The sequence below is a fragment of the Streptacidiphilus sp. BW17 genome, assembly GCF_041262485.1.
Classification (GTDB): domain Bacteria; phylum Actinomycetota; class Actinomycetes; order Streptomycetales; family Streptomycetaceae; genus Streptacidiphilus.
This window is the reverse complement of the sequence record NZ_JBGCCR010000021.1, coordinates 44926-60447: the sequence shown is the minus strand read 5'-3', so window position 1 is coordinate 60447 and position 15522 is coordinate 44926. Positions and strand designations below refer to the sequence as shown.

23 protein-coding genes and 1 tRNA gene are annotated in these 15522 nt (G+C 70.2%); 10 read left to right on the top strand and 14 right to left on the bottom strand.

Annotated elements, in window-relative coordinates; translation table 11 throughout:
- Window positions 1-46: 46 nt before the first annotated feature.
- Window positions 47-499, bottom strand: coding sequence for a hypothetical protein (locus tag ABH940_RS24085; protein WP_370070500.1), 453 nt, complete (start codon window positions 497-499; stop codon window positions 47-49).
- 279 nt (window positions 500-778) lie between these two features.
- Here ABH940_RS24085 and ABH940_RS24080 point away from each other — a divergent pair, with 279 nt between their 5' ends.
- The 4 genes from ABH940_RS24080 to ABH940_RS24065 all read left to right on the top strand — a co-directional run bounded on the left by ABH940_RS24080 (window position 779) and on the right by ABH940_RS24065 (window position 5535).
- Complete coding sequence (locus tag ABH940_RS24080; RefSeq protein WP_370106147.1) at window positions 779-2539, top strand: fatty acyl-AMP ligase; 1761 nt, start codon at window positions 779-781, stop codon at window positions 2537-2539.
- A gap of 176 nt (window positions 2540-2715) precedes the next feature.
- Window positions 2716-4560: an acyl-CoA dehydrogenase gene (locus ABH940_RS24075; protein WP_370106146.1), complete on the top strand. Its 1845-nt coding sequence runs from the start codon at window positions 2716-2718 to the stop codon at window positions 4558-4560.
- Complete coding sequence (locus ABH940_RS24070) at window positions 4557-5375, top strand: 4'-phosphopantetheinyl transferase superfamily protein (RefSeq protein ID WP_370106145.1); 819 nt, start codon at window positions 4557-4559, stop codon at window positions 5373-5375. Before ABH940_RS24075 ends, ABH940_RS24070 begins: the two co-directional genes overlap by 4 nt.
- 87 nt (window positions 5376-5462) lie before the next feature.
- A tRNA-Lys gene (locus ABH940_RS24065) sits at window positions 5463-5535 on the top strand.
- A 65-nt stretch (window positions 5536-5600) separates the two neighbouring features.
- Here ABH940_RS24065 and ABH940_RS24060 read toward each other — a convergent pair.
- On the bottom strand, window positions 5601-6137 hold the full coding sequence (locus tag ABH940_RS24060; protein ID WP_370070508.1) for an N-acetyltransferase family protein: 537 nt from the start codon (window positions 6135-6137) through the stop codon (window positions 5601-5603).
- Window positions 6134-7375: a hypothetical protein gene (locus ABH940_RS24055; protein WP_370106144.1), complete on the bottom strand. Its 1242-nt coding sequence runs from the start codon at window positions 7373-7375 to the stop codon at window positions 6134-6136. The genes ABH940_RS24060 and ABH940_RS24055 overlap by 4 nt, the downstream gene beginning before the upstream one ends.
- A gap of 208 nt (window positions 7376-7583) precedes the next feature.
- Between ABH940_RS24055 and ABH940_RS24050 the strand changes: the two genes are divergently transcribed.
- The 3 genes from ABH940_RS24050 to ABH940_RS24040 all read left to right on the top strand — a co-directional run bounded on the left by ABH940_RS24050 (window position 7584) and on the right by ABH940_RS24040 (window position 9334).
- Window positions 7584-7994, top strand: coding sequence for an ATP-binding protein (locus tag ABH940_RS24050; protein WP_370070512.1), 411 nt, complete (start codon window positions 7584-7586; stop codon window positions 7992-7994).
- Between the two features lie 87 nt (window positions 7995-8081).
- On the top strand, window positions 8082-8582 hold the full coding sequence (locus ABH940_RS24045; RefSeq protein ID WP_370070514.1) for a hypothetical protein: 501 nt from the start codon (window positions 8082-8084) through the stop codon (window positions 8580-8582).
- Window positions 8583-8665: 83 nt separating this feature from the next.
- Window positions 8666-9334 (top strand): class I SAM-dependent methyltransferase, encoded by a 669-nt coding sequence (locus tag ABH940_RS24040; RefSeq protein ID WP_370070516.1) that lies wholly within the window; start codon window positions 8666-8668, stop codon window positions 9332-9334.
- A 60-nt stretch (window positions 9335-9394) separates the two neighbouring features.
- Here ABH940_RS24040 and ABH940_RS24035 read toward each other — a convergent pair whose 3' ends face one another.
- The 3 genes from ABH940_RS24035 to ABH940_RS24025 all read right to left on the bottom strand — a co-directional run bounded on the left by ABH940_RS24035 (window position 9395) and on the right by ABH940_RS24025 (window position 11205).
- Window positions 9395-9592 carry a cold shock domain-containing protein gene (locus ABH940_RS24035; protein WP_370070613.1) on the bottom strand — a complete coding sequence of 66 codons (198 nt, stop codon included), beginning with the start codon at window positions 9590-9592 and terminating at the stop codon, window positions 9395-9397.
- Entirely contained in the window at window positions 9507-10028 is a 522-nt protein-coding gene (locus ABH940_RS24030) for an MmpS family transport accessory protein (RefSeq protein ID WP_370070518.1), read from the bottom strand. The genes ABH940_RS24035 and ABH940_RS24030 overlap by 86 nt, the downstream gene beginning before the upstream one ends.
- A gap of 433 nt (window positions 10029-10461) precedes the next feature.
- On the bottom strand, window positions 10462-11205 hold the full coding sequence (locus ABH940_RS24025; RefSeq protein ID WP_370106143.1) for a DUF4236 domain-containing protein: 744 nt from the start codon (window positions 11203-11205) through the stop codon (window positions 10462-10464).
- Between the two features lie 26 nt (window positions 11206-11231).
- Here ABH940_RS24025 and ABH940_RS24020 point away from each other — a divergent pair, with 26 nt between their 5' ends.
- On the top strand, window positions 11232-11369 hold the full coding sequence (locus ABH940_RS24020) for a hypothetical protein (RefSeq protein WP_370070522.1): 138 nt from the start codon (window positions 11232-11234) through the stop codon (window positions 11367-11369).
- A 55-nt stretch (window positions 11370-11424) separates the two neighbouring features.
- On the opposite strand, the gene ABH940_RS24015 is transcribed toward ABH940_RS24020, so the two are convergent.
- From ABH940_RS24015 to ABH940_RS24000, 4 genes are all read right to left on the bottom strand, one after another.
- Complete coding sequence (locus ABH940_RS24015) at window positions 11425-11628, bottom strand: cold-shock protein (RefSeq protein WP_042370871.1); 204 nt, start codon at window positions 11626-11628, stop codon at window positions 11425-11427.
- Window positions 11629-12023: 395 nt separating this feature from the next.
- Window positions 12024-12194: a hypothetical protein gene (locus ABH940_RS24010; protein WP_370070524.1), complete on the bottom strand. Its 171-nt coding sequence runs from the start codon at window positions 12192-12194 to the stop codon at window positions 12024-12026.
- A gap of 219 nt (window positions 12195-12413) precedes the next feature.
- Complete coding sequence (locus tag ABH940_RS24005; RefSeq protein ID WP_370106142.1) at window positions 12414-12827, bottom strand: PIN domain nuclease; 414 nt, start codon at window positions 12825-12827, stop codon at window positions 12414-12416.
- Window positions 12824-13093: a type II toxin-antitoxin system VapB family antitoxin gene (locus ABH940_RS24000; protein WP_370106141.1), complete on the bottom strand. Its 270-nt coding sequence runs from the start codon at window positions 13091-13093 to the stop codon at window positions 12824-12826. Before ABH940_RS24000 ends, ABH940_RS24005 begins: the two co-directional genes overlap by 4 nt.
- Window positions 13094-13211: 118 nt before the next feature.
- Here ABH940_RS24000 and ABH940_RS23995 point away from each other — a divergent pair, with 118 nt between their 5' ends.
- Complete coding sequence (locus tag ABH940_RS23995; protein WP_370070530.1) at window positions 13212-13415, top strand: hypothetical protein; 204 nt, start codon at window positions 13212-13214, stop codon at window positions 13413-13415.
- Between the two features lie 66 nt (window positions 13416-13481).
- On the opposite strand, the gene ABH940_RS23990 is transcribed toward ABH940_RS23995, so the two are convergent.
- The gene (locus ABH940_RS23990; protein WP_370070532.1) at window positions 13482-13682 is read right to left on the bottom strand and encodes a cold-shock protein; all 201 of its coding nucleotides are present in this window, start codon (window positions 13680-13682) and stop codon (window positions 13482-13484) included.
- A gap of 207 nt (window positions 13683-13889) precedes the next feature.
- On the opposite strand from ABH940_RS23990, the gene ABH940_RS23985 reads away from it, so the two are divergent.
- Window positions 13890-14459 carry a Uma2 family endonuclease gene (locus ABH940_RS23985; RefSeq protein ID WP_370106140.1) on the top strand — a complete coding sequence of 190 codons (570 nt, stop codon included), beginning with the start codon at window positions 13890-13892 and terminating at the stop codon, window positions 14457-14459.
- A 51-nt stretch (window positions 14460-14510) separates the two neighbouring features.
- Here ABH940_RS23985 and ABH940_RS23980 read toward each other — a convergent pair whose 3' ends face one another.
- From ABH940_RS23980 to ABH940_RS23970, 3 genes are all read right to left on the bottom strand, one after another.
- On the bottom strand, window positions 14511-14654 hold the full coding sequence (locus ABH940_RS23980; protein WP_370070536.1) for a hypothetical protein: 144 nt from the start codon (window positions 14652-14654) through the stop codon (window positions 14511-14513).
- Window positions 14655-14745: 91 nt separating this feature from the next.
- A complete protein-coding gene (locus ABH940_RS23975) occupies window positions 14746-14949 on the bottom strand; it encodes a cold-shock protein (protein WP_370070538.1) in 204 nt (67 codons plus the stop codon).
- 270 nt (window positions 14950-15219) lie between these two features.
- Entirely contained in the window at window positions 15220-15492 is a 273-nt protein-coding gene (locus tag ABH940_RS23970) for a hypothetical protein (RefSeq protein ID WP_370070540.1), read from the bottom strand.
- Window positions 15493-15522: the final 30 nt, after the last annotated feature.

Sequence of the window (15522 nt, the reverse complement as noted above, 5' to 3'; positions counted from 1 at the left end):
GGCGTCGCCCGGCCGGACCGTGGTGCGTGATCGCGTACGCGGGACGTCAGCCGGCCAGGCAGGTGACGGTTCCCGTGTGCTGCTCGCCGACCTGGTTGCCGGAGCTGTCGGGGTAGGTCCAGAACAGGTGCATGGTTCCGGAGTTGAGGTTCTGCGCCTCGCTGACGGTGAAGTTGCCGGGCTCGATCCAGCTGACGGTGTAGACGCCGTCGGCGACCTGGGCCGTCGACACGCTCTCGGTCAGCACGGTGCCGACGGCCAGCCCGAACGGGCCGGGCGAGGTCACCGTCGCGGTCAGCTGGGTACCGGCGGCGTTGTAGGCCATCTTCTCGTTGAAGCCCACGTCGGTGGTCGCCTGGAAGGTGTGCCCGTCCAGGGTGTGGCAGCCCGCACCGGACGCCCGGGTGGTTGCGGCAGAGGCCGTGGTCACGGCCGCGGTGGTGGTGGCTGCGGTGAGCAGGGTGGCAGCCGCCGCGAGCAGGACGGGTCTGGTTCTCATCGGGCGTCTCCTGACTTGTCGGGCATGGTTGATGTCCACCGTGCCGCCCGTCGCTCGAACGCTCCTTGAGCCCTGCTCGGCGGCGTGCGAACGGATTTCCGTGCGTGTCGAAGCGGGGTGCGGATTTGCTTGTGACACCCGGAAGTTGCAGCCGATTGCGCTGTCCACGGCCCGACGAGTGCGCGTCCAGCCGCAATCCCGGTTGCGTTCGAGGTCCTTCCGAGCCCGTGCGCGCAGACTTCGCAGAATCACTCGCACGGCCTGCAATGGGGGTATGGCATGCACGCGGAGCGAACTCTCGTCGCCGAGGTCATCGCGGCGCTGCGGACGCGTTCGGACCGGGAGGCCCTCGTCGTGGTCCGGCCGGACGGCCGGGACCAGCGCGTCACCGCAGGCGAACTCGACCGCGACGCACGGGCGGTGGCCGCCGAACTGCAGGCCCGCCGGGCGGCCGGACGCCAGGTGCTGGTCGCCATGAGCCCCGGACGGGACCTTGTCGTCGCCCTGCTCGGCTGCCTCTACGCCGGATCCGTCGCCGTCCCCGCGCCGCTGCCCGGCCTCTCCCGCGCGGCGGGCGAGCGGACAACCGCGATCGCCAAGGACTGCGCCGCCTGCCTGGTCCTCACACGCGCCGAGTCGGCCGCCGAGATCTCCCGCCTGCTCGCCGCCGCCGGACGCCACGACGTGCCGTGCCTGGTCGTCGACGCCGTCGCGGCCCGGCGGGACCCGGGGGAGTGGACGCCGCCCCGGCTCTCCGGCGGTGATCTCGCGCTGATCCAGTACACCTCCGGGACCACCGCCGTGCCGCGCGGCGTCCGGATCACCCAGGCCAACCTGGCCGCCGCCATGGACGCGGTCCGTGCGGTCTTCGACACCGGCCCGCAGTCGCGCATCGGCGGCTGGCTGCCGTACTACCACGACCTGGGCCTGATCGGGCAGTTGCTGCACCCGCTCTGGCTGGGCGCGACCGCGGTGCTGATGCCACCCGAGCTCTACCTGGACGACCCTGCCGCCTGGCTGCGCGCCATCGGCCGGTACGGGGTGACCACCGCAGCCGCGCCCGACTCCGCGTACGCCCGCTGTGCGGCGGAGGTGACGGATGATCAGCTGGCGTCCCTGGACCTGTCCCGCTGGCACGCCGCCGTCAACGCGGCCGAGACCGTCCAGGCGACCACTCTCGCCGCGTTCCGCCGCCGCTTCGCCGCAGCCGGACTGCCGGAGGGCGCCCAACGCCCCGCCTACGGCCTGGCCGAGGCCACGCTGCTGGTCGCCGCCGGTCGGGAGTCGGGTGGTCGGGAGTCGGGGGACAGGGTCTGCCTCGCCGACCGCCGCCAGCTGGGACGCGGGCTGCTCCGGCCCACGTCGGTCGCGGCCGACGGCCGGGCCGTGGTGGCGAGCGGAGCGCCCGCGCCGGGCGTGGAGATCGTGGTCGTCGACCCGCTCACGGGTGCCGAACTCCCGGACGGCGCAGTGGGGGAGATCCTGGTCGGCGGCCCGTCCGTGGCCCCCGGCTACTGGGGACGCCCGTTGGAGACCGCCGAGACCTTCGGTCGGCGCACCGACTCCGGAGGCAGCGGCCTCCTGGCCACCGGCGACCTCGGCGCGCTGCTCGGCGGGCAGCTCCATGTGCTGGGCCGTCAGCGCGAGTTGCTGAAGGTCGACGGCCGTTCGCTGCACCCCCAGGAGATCGAACGCCAACTGCTGGAGTGCGGCGGAACGCTGGCGTCCGCCGTGGTCTTCGCCGTCGGCGGCGGCAGCGAGCACCTGGTCGTGGTGCAGGAGGTGCGCGGCACCGTGCGGTCCCACGGCGGCCACCCGGAGCTGGTGGCCCGGGTCCGGCGCTGCCTGGCCGAGGAGTTCGGCGCGGTCGCGGAGGGCGTGGTGCTGGTCCGACCGGGCACGGTCCGCCGAACCACCAGCGGCAAGGTCCGACGCTCGGTGCTCCGGGAGGACTTCCTGCGCGGTGAGCTGCGCGCGCTCTACGCCGAGTGCACCACCCAACTGCACTGTGATGCACCGGAGTTCATTGCTACCGCGTAGGTGACCGACCGGCCGCTCCGCTGTCGGGGAGCCGGACGAGTCGTGTACGAGCCGAACTCCAGCCCCGCCCCAGCGGAGCGCGATGTCCCGCCCACAGACTCGCGCCTGCCGGCCCCCGAACGGATCATCGTCCGTGCCGGAGGGCAGGGCCTGCACCAGGGAGTGAGGGACATGCCGTGACACTTCAGCCCACCTGGACCGCGAGCGGCACCATGAGCGGCACCATGAGCGGTGCCGCGCCGCACGCACGACGCCGAGCGGCGCAGGCCCGGTTCGCCGAGATCGAGACGGCGTTCGGCGATCCCTGGGACGCGGCCGCCCCGCTCGGGTTCCGCGCGCTGCTGGCCGCCGACCGGGCGGGCACGGTCCCGAAGGCCGCCCTCTCCCTCACCCGGGACCTCGGGCTGGCCGCGGAGTTCGTGCCCACCGTGCTCGGCGGCAACCTCGACGGCGTCGACGTGCTGGGCCTGCTGCTGCGCCCGGTCTTCCGCCGCGACGTGGCCCTGGCCGTCCGCTCCGTGCTGACCTCCTTCCTGGCGGCCACACAGGTGTGGATCAACGGGGACGAGGAGCAACAGCGGCTGACCGCCGACACGCTGCGTGCGGGCGGATCGATGGCCGTCGCCTTCCAGTACTTCGCCCACGCAGCGGACTTCGCGGGTGACGAAGTCGCCGTCACCCGAACCGCCGACGGCGGTCTGGTCTTCGGCGGCGGCAGGCAGGTGGTCTGCAACGCCGCCGACGCCGACCTGTTCGTCGCCTTCGCCCGCGCCGACGCGGCGAATGCCGTAACAGCCCTCCTGGTACCGCTGCGTGACCTGCGGGCCGGAGGCGCACGACCGCTCGAACGCGTCTCCACCGAGGCCGTCCCGGGCCTGGAACTGCGCGTCCTCGCCTTCGACGACTGCCCGCTGCCCGCCGCCGCGCTGCTCGGCACCTGGGGCCGGGGCGTCGAGGAGGGCCTGCGCGCCTACCCCGTGGTCCACGCCGCCGCGCCCGGCATGCTGATCGGCGTCGCCGACACGGCGCTGCGCACGGCCGCCCGGTTCGCGGTCCAGGTCGGCGTCGCCGGACGCCCGCTGGCGCGGGTCCGCAACGCCCGCCACGCGCTGGCGGCGACCTTCGTCGACCTGCTGGTCGGCGACTGCGTCAGCCTGGTGGCCGGTCGTGCGCTGCACCTGCTGCCGGAGCGGTGCAACGCGCTTGCCGCCGTGGCGACGTATCTGGTCCCGCCGATGCTGGAGGAGGCGCTGCACCACCTCCAGGTGGTGATGGGCGGAGCCCTCCACGACGGTGGCGACTCCTACGGCATCTTCGCCAAGCACCTGCGCGACATGGACGCGGTCAGCTTCTGCCATGTCAGTCGCGCCGTCTGCCAGGTCGCGATCGCACCCTGCCTGCCCGGCATCGCCGCCGACCCGGCCCGGTCCGGCCTCGCGCCGGAGGCGTTGTTCCACCCCTACGGCGCGCTCCCGCCACTGGACCCGCAGCGCCTCTCCGCCGGCGGCGGCCACGACGGCTTGGCCGCCTGGTTCCTGGCCCTGCCCGACACCACCTGCGCCGACGACCCGCTCGATCTCCTGTTGTCCAGTCAACTTGTGGCCCTACGCGACGAGTTCGACGAGATCTTTGCAGCGGCGGCAGCGCTCCCGGACGCCGACGCCGACGCCGGCGCAGGCCCCGACCCCGACCCAGGTGCCGCCCCGGCCCCCGATGTCGACGCCGACGCGGATGCCCTCGCCCTCCCGCTGGTGGACCGTTACGCGCTGGCCCTCGCCGCCGTCTGCTGCCTCGGCGTCCACCGACAGGCCAGCCTCGGCGGCCCGTTCGAGGAGCGGGAGCAGCCGTTCCTCGCCGACCTCGACTGGCTCGTCACAGCCCTGGACCGGCTGCTGCGCCGAGCCGGACGGTCAACCCCGCCGGTCCCGAAGGAGGTGACCGAGCGGCTCTGCGCGGAGGTGCTGCGTCGTGACCGCGAGGCCCGCAGCCTCGACCTCTACGACCTGGAGCTCGCCGGATGACCCGGCCGGTCCCCGTCATCGTCCACCTGGTCAGCGGTCCGGACGGCCCCTGGGACCCGGTCCGGCGCGACTTCGCCCGCACCGGCGCCGCCCTGGTCCACGGCTCGACGGCGCAGTGGCAGCAGCAGGACGGTGAGAGTCTCCGTGGTCTCCTCGGCCGCGACTTCGACCGCGAGCGCCGGAGCGGCCCGGGCGGCGCCCAGTTCGTGGCCACCCGCCTGATGGTCAAGCACCTGGTGGCGCGGCTGCTTGGCACTCCCCCCGGCACGGTCGAGCTCGGCCAGGCCCTCACCGGGCGCCTCTACGTGCGGGGTTGCGACCAGATCGACCTCAGCCTCAGCCACACCGGCGACGTGATGCTGGCGGGGATCACCTCCCTCGGCCGGATCGGCGTCGACGTCGAACCGGCCGACCGCCCGCTCAGCGGCAGCGGCGTCGAGCGGCAGATGTCCACGGCCCCGGAGCTGGCGGAGGTCGCCGACCTGCCCGAACCGGCCCGCAACGACCGCCTGGTGCGGCGTTGGACCCTCAAGGAGGCCTACACCAAGGCGCTGGGTCTCGGCCTGGCCTACCCGTTCAACGGCTTCGGCTTCGACCTCGACGCGGAGCCGCCCCGCCTGCTGACCGCCGCCGGCTCCCCGCTCCCGGGCCGCTCCTGGTCCTTCCGCACCCTGTCCGTCGGCCCGTCCCACGTCGGCGCCCTCGCCCTCCACGACCGCGGCTTCGCCGGAGCCAACGAGGTGGACCTCTCCACCTCCCTCGACCCCCGCGCCCTCCTCGCCGTCCGCCGCGCCCTCCGCCCCCACCCGGCCTGACCCGCCGCGCCCCGCCACAACCCAGGAGCCCGACCCCGACCGGGTAGGCTACGCTCTGGCCGGTCCAGCCTTCTCCGGACTGCGCACGGGGCGCTAGCTCAATTGGCAGAGCTGCGGACTTTTAATCCGTAGGTTGTGGGTTCGAGCCCCACGCGCCCCACAATCTCGATTCCCGGTCGGGGCATACGACCTGGGGATAAGGGGGTCGCTACCGATGGCACCCCTTCAGCCGAGGGCTAGCAGCATCACGTCGTGGACAGCCGCGCCCTCCCAAGGGACTGCAGCCCCCACACGCCGGTACCCCCACGCACAGTAGGCCGCCTGAGCGGCCGTTGCCTCCGGCCGCGTATTCAGCATGACCCGCTCGTTCGGCAACCCCTCGATGAGCGCCCGGTGCATCGCCGTCGCAACCCCCTGCCGGCGGACAGACGGACGCACCGCCAACTCGAACAGCCCGAACGTCCGCGTCCCGTCCTCACAGCGAACCGCGTCGGGGACCTGCTCCAGTAGCGTGTCCCACCAGCCGGTCGACGCCGACAACGGGTATCCGTACGCCATCCCCACCGCCCGGTCACCGTCGAACGCGACTGCGGCACGGAAGCCCTTCCGGCGCGTCTGGGAACGGAAGCGGCGAAATGCCCGGTCGACGTCGGCAGGCCCTTCGCCGTACGGCGGTTCGGCGAACGCCTCTGCGAACACCTCGCGCAGCTGCGACTCCAGCTCCGCCGTCTCCGTGCCGTCCAGCACCCGCACGTCGATCACGCTCGCCTCCCAGCCGTCACACCCAGACCGCGCAGCCGCTCCACGCAGTCCCTTGCCGCCGCAGTGTCCACCTGTTCCGCGACGGTTGCCACCGTTCGCAGCCGTTCCGCGAGCCGGGCCGACGTCATGCCCTGCGCGGCCTCGGCGCTGCTGATCGCCTCGGCGCACGCTTCCTCGACCTCACCGGCTGCCAGCAGCACCTCCGCCAACCTCGCCCGGTACAAGGCGCGGTTGCGGGAGTAGCCATCGCTGAGCTGCGCCAGGACGGAGCGCAGGAACGGCACGGCGTGACCGGGATGCCCTGCGTCGACGTACCACGCCGCCGTGGCGTAATCGACCTCACGCTGACCCGAGTAGGCGGTCCACGCCGGCGCGTCCGTATCGGTGTCGGAGCGCTCCTGCCATCTCAGGGCCTGCGTCAGCGCGCGCCGCGCGGCTGCATGGTCGCCCGCGGTGCCCAGTGCCCGCGCCTGGCGCAGAGACACGATCGTCCGCACCCGTGCGCCTGCGGTCCGGGCAAGGTCACCAGAGGCGCGCGATGCCGCCACCGCCTCCCACGGGCGCCCCTGCTCGACAGCCAACAGCGAGAGGGCGTCCAAGGCCCTGATCTCCAACAGCCGGTCGCCGACGAGGCGAGCCGACGCCAGTGCCTCCGTGCACGCAGCCCTCGCGGCAGCAGGCTGGCCGCCGTCGTGGTCGAGCCACGCGAGGTGACTGTGCACCGTCCCGACGAGGGCATGGAGCTCCCGGCCGACGCGCTCCAGGTAGCTGCCCTGAGTGAGGTTCCGGTCGATCCGGCCGAGCAGCCGAACGGCGTGCGCCCGCGCAGCCGCGCCACCCTGGGTGTGGTCGATCCGGTACAGGCCCACTGCGGTCTCGCGCAGCCGCTCGACGTCGGAGGCTCCAACCCGCCGACCACCGGGACGCGGGAGCACGGCCGCGCCCGCGACGGCGGCGACATCTATGACGAACTGCCTGCGCTGCACTTCTTCTCCGGTGGTCCTGCGCTGGGGCGGGACGTCGAACCCCATCTCCTCCAGAGGCACACCCAGCATCGCCTCCAGCACTACCTGCTGCGTTGGTTGCGGCAAGGGAGGATTCGGCCCCTCCCAACGCCGCAGCTGCCGCACCGTCACCGACGCGGCGACGTCCAGCTCCTCCGCCATCAAGCCGAAGCTCACCACGAACTGCTCTTGCGTCAGCTTCGCGTCGCGCCGCAGGTCCGATAACCGCCGCACTGCTGCTCCCCGTGTCCGAAAGGCGTCGCCTCCCAGCGTGGCACCAGGTCGAACCCCGCGACCCCAAAAGTCCGGTGGAAAGTCCGGTCGAGTGATCTGCCGCGCCCGTTCCCGCGTCGGTTGACTGGTCACAGGCCGCTCGGGGCGGAGAGCCCCCGTCTCTCCTGGGCGCTCCGGGCGGCCAACCCCGACGACTGGAGCTCACACGATGACGACCACCGCGGAGCCCGAGACGCAGCCGCTGCGCGCCGTGGTGCGCACCCTGCCCGGCACCGTGGAGTCCGCCAGCCACGCCCGCCGCCTCGTCGCCGACAGGTTGATCGGATGGGGACGTCAGGATCTGGTCGACGCCGCGGAACTGGTGGTGTCCGAGCTCGTCTCCAACTCCGTCAGGCACACGGGATGCCGCCGCGTCGGCGTCGCCATCCAGCTCGACGGTCGCACCGTCACCATCGCCGTGCGCGACACCTCCACGGAACTGCCGTTCGTCATCCAGGCCGGACAAGACGACATCCACGGCCGAGGCATGGCCCTGGTCGCCCGTATCGCCCACCGCTGGGGCGTAGTCCCACAACCGCGCGGCAAAACGGTGTGGGCCGAGCTGCGCCACCCCCTATGACCCCTCCCCGCCGAGCCCTTCACCGGACAGCCCTCGGCGGGGAGGCAGCACCACCGCCTTATCCGCGACAACGGAAGGAGCACCACCGTGACCGCCACACTGGACAGCCCCGTCGCCACCCGCACGCGGGACCCCAAGGAGCTGCTCAACGCCGTGCAGCCCCACATCAAGCAGCTCTCCATCAACGTCCTGGACTCCGGCATGACCATCTGGGACCGCGAGGTCGCGCTGCTCATGCGCGACGAAGTGCCCGTCCGCGACCTGGCCGAGCGCATCCTCGGCAACGCCGTGATGTACATGCTCGCGTCCATGGAGCACCCCGAGGTGCACATCGGCGTCGGCAAGCTCGTCGACATCGGCGTCCACCAGGTCATCCTGGATACCCCGGTGTACTTCGCCCTGTGCGAGCTCTACAACGGCGGCGCCTACAAGCACCACGCGCCGTTCATCCAGCGCCGCGGCGACGGCACCGTCAACCGCACCTTCGAGTTCCTGCAGTCAATCGGGTTCCAGCCCGACGAGGAGCTGTGGAGCCGCGACAGCACCAACTGCTCGCCGTGCGACAGTAAGGTCCCGGACAGCCACTGACGATGCGTCACCAGCACTGATCGAAACGGGGCGGCCCGCCTGGGGGAGGGCCGCCCCGCCCACTCACCGATTGGACGAGCCCAGTGTCCGCACCGCACAACTATGACCATGAACGCCAGCTGTGGGATGCCTTCGCCGACAGCGCTTTCCGTGACGACATGACGCCGTCGTTCCACTGGACTCAGTACGCCGACCATCCCTCCGCGCCCGGTCCGGAACTACTCGGTGACCCCGCGAGTGTGCTGGAGATCGGGTGCGGGACCGGCCGGGCGCTGGCCTACCTCGCCGAGCGCGGCGTGAAGGGGACAGGCGTCGACATGTCCCCGGTGATGGTCGACAAGACCAGCAGGCAGTGGGCGCACCTCGGCGTGGAGTTCGTCTGCGCGGAAGTCCTCGACCATCTCACCGAGTCGGAGCTCATGGTCGACGCGGTGTACTCGATTTTCGGCGCGGCCTGGTTCACGGCCCCCGAGCTGCTGTTCCCGCTTGTCGCCCGCCATCTCAACCCGGGCGGCGTGTTCGTGTTCTCCCAGCCGCCGGCCATCCCGGGTGCCTACGGGCCCCAGGGCATGTACAAGGGCGGTTTCGCCGGCCCGGCGATGTACACCTATCGCTACTCCTACACCCCTGACGACTGGTGGGCGTTCCTGCTCCATGCGGGGTTCGGGGACATCTCGGTCGAGGTGGTCGATGCGCCCACGCCCGGTCACATCGGCACGCTCGTCGGACGAGCGACCAGGCCCGGCCTGTGAGTCGCTCAAGATGCGGTGATGCCCCGCCCGGTTTGGTGCGGGGCATCGTGCTGTTCTAGATCAGCCGCGGACCACGTTCGCGGCCTGCGGACCCTTCGGCCCCTGCGCGACGTCGAAGAAGACGCTCTCGCCCTCGGCGAGCTCACGGAAGCCCGCCGGGGCCTCTTGCTGCTCAGCCGGCGTTGGCGTCCTGCCAGCCGCCGCCGAGTGGGTCCTGCATGACCTCGCACGAGGCGATGTTGTAGCCGCCGGACGCAGTGCCGTGCGAGATGACCTTCCCGTTGATCTCGATCTCGCAGGACACGTCCCCGGAGCCCTGCAGCTGCGCGTTGATCGAGTAGTACGCCGCGGGGCTGGAACCGATCGGCTGGGTGACGTGCAGGGGCGCGTGACCCTGGGTGTTGGACCCGGCAGGCCCGTACTGAATATCGGCGTCTGAGGCGCCGGTCACGACGTACGTGATCGTCTGCGGGCTGGCGGGGGCTGCGGCCTGGGTGGTCTGGGTGACCGTGGTGGTGGTGCCGCTGCTGGCAGTCGTGGAGTTGTTGCTGTCCTTGCTGGCGGCAACGCTGACGATGCCGATGATCACGACGATGGCGAAGAGACCGAGGCATCCGAACTTGGCGCAGCCGCTGCCCTTCTTCTTCTGGGGCGCGGGCGGGGTCCAGCCGGGTGGCGGCGGTGGTGTGGTCATGGAATGCCCCCCTTTACTTGTGGCGGTCGTGTGAAGCCGTCAGCGTTGCAGGGGGTCGGCAAGTGACTGGCGCGTAGTGCCTATCCGTTGCCCAAGGGTGACCAACTCGACTTATCCGACAAAGCGTTGAGCATTCGATGACGCGCTCAGGCCTTGAGTGCGGCGTAGGCCGACGACCAGCCGATCTTCAACGTGCCGGGTGTAGCTCCCAGGCGGGTCAGTCGAGGTCGGGTGGGTTCTGTCCGCCGCGCCCACTGCACGTCGTACACGCTGGCCGGTCCTCCCCGGTGGTGCCGGGCTCGACCCCCCAGCCACGGCAGTCAGGGCACAGGTCACGGTCGGGCGGCGGGCAGGTGCAACTGGTCATGCCAGGTGAACGAGGCGACGATCGCCAGGTTGCTCACTGCCGCTACGACTGCCGGGCGTTCTAACGCTAGCGTCCGAGCAACCGCTCCCGGGCCGCCGTGTACTCCTGCGGCGTCAGGATCCCGCGCCGCAGCAGGTCGTCGAGGTTGGCCACCTCCGAGGCGACAGAGGCACGGTCCACCATCACCTGCAGACGCAAAGCGGCACTCGCCTCCAACATGCCCTTGAGCTGCCGGTAGGTCTCCCGCTGCTGCCAGGTGAACATCAGCGCGTGCGGCTGACGTGCCGTGGCCGCGAGCCGGTTCCCGTTACCGCCACTGGTCAGGCCCCGTGGGTCACCGGAGACGACGAAGTGGATGTAGCCGTTCTTCGTGATGGTCGGGTCCCGGAAGTCGGCGGCGACGACCTGGTGCCACGGGATCGTGCCGGACCGGTTGCCGTTCATCCTTCCTGCGAAGGTGCGGGCGATCTCGATCCGGTCCGGGTGCAGAGTCACCGTGGCCAGGTAGCCCTTGAAGACCAGCGGGCGTGTACCGGCGGGCGGCGGGGTGGGGGTGGTACTGGTGATGCCGATCAGGGTGTTCGGGGCGACGGCCACCACGCGCTTGGCGGTGCGGCGGGTCGTGCGCTTGCCGTTGGTCGACGTGTAGCGCAGCCCGGTGCCCGGGGTTGAGAGCGTGGTCTGGACGCGGCCGTTGGCGCGTTTGGTGACCCGCATCCCCTTCACGCCGGCGCTGTAGCTCATCCCGGACTTGGACGCGGTCACGCGGAACGGCCCGGTCTTGAACGACTTGCGGTTGCTGAAGCCCATGTGCCCCCCAGCTGTCGCCCACCGCGGTGAAGCTCCTGGCGCTGTACCTCAAGCCGGTTAACCGCTGGACTCGCGCCTACGAGGCGCGAGCGTTCGACCTCGTCCGCGACTGGACGAGCGAGGATCACATGGCGTTCGCCACGTTCATTAAGGACCGGCTCTGAGCACGAAGGCCCCGGTGCCCGTGATGGGCGGCCGGGGCTTTCTGCGTTGCTTAGGTCAGCCGCGGACGATGTTCGCCGCCTGCGGGCCCTTCTGGCCCTGCTCGACGTCGAACGTCACGGTCTCGCCCTCGACGAGCTCGCGGTAGCCGTTGCCGGTGATCGCGGAGTAGTGGGCGAAGACGTCCGGGCCGCCGCCCGCCTGCTCGATGAAGCCGAAGCCCTTCTCCGAGTTGAACCACTTCACGGTGCCCTGAGCCATGCTGATCTCCCATTCGGGATCGCGGGGTCAGCACTATCTGCGGACCCCTGGGTGTGATCGCCCTGGGTCCTCGGATCTGCGGTGAAGCAACTTCGGCACAGCGCGTTCGAACAGCACCGTACAGTCCCGGTGACTGCCTGACTACGGGGTGTCTCGCCGACTGGGCTGGGACACCATCAGATCCGTGTGAGATCGCGGCGCCATCAGCCGCGGGTGACGTACACGGTCCACGCGCACCGGGTGCAGATCTCCAGTCGATGCACGTCGGCAGTGGTCCGCTGCTCCGTGCGGAAGCCGCCGATGTCCGTCTGGTCGACGAACGCAGGCCCGCTGCTGTCGGCGACGGTGAACCGGCCGCGCCAGCGGCTGCTGCTGTCGTAACGCCAAGTGACAGTCTACGGGCCGCTCGTGGTGAACTCGGCAGTCGACTGGTGCCCGTGGCCAGCGTTGTACATCCGGATGAGCGGCTTCGCCGGGGTGTTGCTGGAGCAGGCGGTGAGCGTCAGCACGACCGCAGCCGCAGCGAGGGTAAGCGTGGGAGTGCGGCGCGCCGACCCGGGACTCACCAGTCATCCGTGCTGTCGTCCTCGCAAGGTTGGCCATGCCTGGGTTCGCTGGAGCGCCTGCTTCGTCGCGAACACCGCCTGGCCCCTCGCTCCAACTCATTGCGGCAGGGCCGGAATTCACGCGCCGTCCTTTCGTCAGCTCTCGGCATGTGGATTGCGGGTCTCGGATGCTGCAGGCGCGGCGAAGTAACATCCGTACGGGCGTTTGGTTCGGTGCGGTCAGCGCAGCGGCGGTGCGGCGAGCATGTGGGTGGGCTGGCCCGTGTGCTTGGCGATGGTCTCGAAATCGCGGTCGCAGTGCAGGAGCGTCAGGCCCGCGAGTTCCGCGGTGGCGGCAACGAGCAGGTCGCCGGGGCTGGCGCTGCGGTGTTCGCCGACGTCGGTGAGCAGGTGTTGGACTTCCCGGGCTCGCCGGTAGACGCCGTCGGGGGTGGGCGTCCAGGCGTATGCGGCGTTCAGGAGCCGGAGGACGGCGGCCCGGTCGGTGGCCGAGCGGGCCGAGTGCAGGACCTCGAGTTCCGTGATGTCGTAGATGGCGACCAGGCCGGCGTTGCGGGCTTCCAGCCAGCCATAGGTATCGGTGACGTCCGGGATCAGCCGGGCGAGTGCTGAGGTGTCGGCAAGATACCTCACGCCAACTCGTCCTGGGCGGAAGGTTCCTGACGGCTGCCGCCAGTGGGGGGTGTGGGCCGGTAGGCGGACTTGTCCTGGAGCAGGCCGAGGTCGAGTGCACCTTCTGCGGCGAGGCGGGCGAGTTCGGCGTGCGCTTCCGCGCGGTTGATGCGGGTGACCGCTTCAGTCAGCGCCCGGTTGACCGTTTCCTTCTTGGTCTTGGCCCCCAAGGCCTTCTGAGCTGCGTCCAAGGCTTCATCGTCGATGTCGATGAGCATTCGCGTCATGCCGCACCTCCTCGTATGTACATAAGCGCATAACGTATAGATTGCCTGGTTCGCCTCGTCGCCTGGCCACCTCGGTCGGGTTGTCGCCGTCTTCAAGCCGATCAACGAGCTGGCGTCCATGCTCTCCGCCGTGGTCGCCGGTTGGCTGGCTAACAGCGCGCTGTCGCACTTCCACGCCGACTATGCGGGCCTCAGCCTCGGGCCGATCGACACGATCTTCCTGGCGTCCGGAATCCTGATCGTGCTGGCGGGGTGCTTCGCCGCCACAGCTCCTCCCCGGAAGGACGCCACGGCAGCGCTCGTCGCGCGTGCGACCTCATGAAAGCCCGCAAGACGCAGCGACCCCGCCACCCGCAGTGGGCGTCGGGGCCGGGCGTGGTGGTTCGGGTCAGGCGCGAACGACGTTCGTGGCCTGCAGGCCACGCTGGCCCTGCTCGACGTCGTACGACACGATGTCGCCTTCGTTGAGCTCCTTGAAGCCGGTGCCGATGATCGCGGAGAAGTGCACGAACACGTCGGGGCCGCTGTCCTGGGCGATGAAGCCGAAGCCCTTCTCGGCGTTGAACCACTTGACGGTGCCGCTGGCCATGCTGCTCCCATACGGGATATGGGGCACAGATGAGTTGTCGGGTGCCCCTGGGTGATGCCCTGGGTCCTCGACGTGCGGTGAAGCGTTACCGCGGAACCATGACTTGAAATGCCAAGGGTACGGGACACAAAAGCGTCCACGCACCGGCCGAGTTCTGTCGGCCAGCTCAGTACGATGGCATGAGGTCAGCGTCGGCGAGGAGGCGTCATGGGCGTCATGTATCCGGAGTACGAGCAGTGGCTGCGTAACGTCCGCCGGTCGATGCGTCTGCCCAAGGCGGTCAAAGTCGTGTTCGATCAGGGACGCCTGTATATGGCCCCGGTGACTGAGGCGCACAGCGAGGCCGACGACTCCATTCGCAGTCAGCTGGCGGAGCAACTGAGCACGTCCTCCAGCGGCCTGCACGTGACTCGGGACAAGGGGATCCTTCCCGACCTTGACGGGTACACCCCTGAGCCCGACGTTCTTGTGGTCGACGCGGAGGTCCTCAGGCCCGGCGATGCATTCGTCGACCAGAAACACGTGCACTTCGTCGCCGAGAGCGTTTCGCGGTCCACCGTGGGCAACGACTACGGCCGCAAGCTCAACCAGTACGCGGCGCGCGGCATCCCGACGTACCTGATCGTGGATGTGCTGACCGGTGAGTGCGTGCTCTACCAGGCCCCGAAGGGTGACGAGTACACCTCGGCGGTTCCATACCGCTTCGGAGAGCCGATCGAGTTCTCGATCGGGGGCGTGCCTGTGACGATTCGGACGAACTTCAAGAAGATCACCTGAGCGACGGCGAATGAAGACGGCGGCCCTGGGCCCAAGCTCACGCACTCCGATTCAGGAACCACCCGCCGCGTTGAGATTCGCCACAAGGACCGAGAGTGCGTCCAGCGAGTCGATGCGGAACAGGCACTGCTCGGAGACGGCCGGGATGTCGAGGATGTGGCCCCACGGCCCGCACCGGATCAGGTAAGTCCTCATCCCGGCCTCCTGGGCCACAGGTGGCGAACGCGCCGACGCCCGGCCCAGAGGAGATCCTCCGGTCCGGGCGTCGCCGATACGCTCGGTTGCGTCAGCCGCGGACGACGTTCGCGGCCTGCGGGCCCTTCGGGCCCTGCTCGACGTCGAAGGTGACCGACTCGCCCTCGTTGAGCTCGCGGTAGCCGGTCGAGCTGATCGCGGAGTAGTGGACGAACACGTCCGGGCCGCCGCCCTCCTGAGCGATGAAGCCGAAGCCCTTCTCGGCGTTGAACCACTTCACGGTGCCCTGAGCCATGGCGTTCTCCCTGTCGGGACGCGGGGCGCTCGCTGATGAGCCCCCCTGGGGTCAGTCGCGTCCTCGAACAGCAGGTGAAGCAGTACCGCGGACAGCGAACTACGAGATCGGCTCTACCCCGGCAACCACCCCGCCGAAACGCGTCGGACACAGGTACTCGGCATGCCGTCCCGGTATCGGATCACAATTGCGGTACAGCACAGAAAGCCCAGTTCATACCCGTTCTGTGCATATGCACTGCACGTATATGCAGCGCACCCGGTGAAGGCGTCAGCTCTCCCGGAGGGCACGGGAGCAGGCCTTGCACTCCCACGGGGTGAGGTTCGGTGGGTACCAGCTCGCCCCCGGACCCGACGGGTGGTAACTGTGCTTCTCCATCCCCGTCGTGGCCAGGCCGCAGAGTGTGGTCTCGGCCGGATCGTCGGGTGCGTCGACGGCCGTGTGGGCGGCGTGGACCGCTCGAAGGCCGCCGACCACCCAGCTCTTGCCCTCGACGTCGGGGGTGTGTTCGGCCTGCGGCTCGATCATCACGATGACGCCCATGTCTCCACGATCACTCGTGGCCCGGTCGCG

Coding starts and splice junctions, on each gene's coding strand:
- ABH940_RS24085 (WP_370070500.1), bottom strand. CDS start 499: ATGAGAACCAGACCCGTCCTGCTCGCGGCGGCTGCCACCCTGCTCACC.
- ABH940_RS24080 (WP_370106147.1), top strand. CDS start 779: ATGCACGCGGAGCGAACTCTCGTCGCCGAGGTCATCGCGGCGCTGCGG.
- ABH940_RS24070 (WP_370106145.1), top strand. CDS start 4,557: ATGACCCGGCCGGTCCCCGTCATCGTCCACCTGGTCAGCGGTCCGGAC.
- ABH940_RS24050 (WP_370070512.1), top strand. CDS start 7,584: ATGACGACCACCGCGGAGCCCGAGACGCAGCCGCTGCGCGCCGTGGTG.
- ABH940_RS24030 (WP_370070518.1), bottom strand. CDS start 10,028: ATGACCACACCACCGCCGCCACCCGGCTGGACCCCGCCCGCGCCCCAG.
- ABH940_RS24025 (WP_370106143.1), bottom strand. CDS start 11,205: ATGGGCTTCAGCAACCGCAAGTCGTTCAAGACCGGGCCGTTCCGCGTG.
- ABH940_RS24015 (WP_042370871.1), bottom strand. CDS start 11,628: ATGGCTCAGGGCACCGTGAAGTGGTTCAACTCGGAGAAGGGCTTCGGC.
- ABH940_RS24000 (WP_370106141.1), bottom strand. CDS start 13,093: ATGACGCGAATGCTCATCGACATCGACGATGAAGCCTTGGACGCAGCT.
- ABH940_RS23995 (WP_370070530.1), top strand. CDS start 13,212: ATGCTCTCCGCCGTGGTCGCCGGTTGGCTGGCTAACAGCGCGCTGTCG.
- ABH940_RS23990 (WP_370070532.1), bottom strand. CDS start 13,682: ATGGCCAGCGGCACCGTCAAGTGGTTCAACGCCGAGAAGGGCTTCGGC.
- ABH940_RS23985 (WP_370106140.1), top strand. CDS start 13,890: ATGGGCGTCATGTATCCGGAGTACGAGCAGTGGCTGCGTAACGTCCGC.
- ABH940_RS23980 (WP_370070536.1), bottom strand. CDS start 14,654: ATGAGGACTTACCTGATCCGGTGCGGGCCGTGGGGCCACATCCTCGAC.
- ABH940_RS23975 (WP_370070538.1), bottom strand. CDS start 14,949: ATGGCTCAGGGCACCGTGAAGTGGTTCAACGCCGAGAAGGGCTTCGGC.
- ABH940_RS23970 (WP_370070540.1), bottom strand. CDS start 15,492: ATGGGCGTCATCGTGATGATCGAGCCGCAGGCCGAACACACCCCCGAC.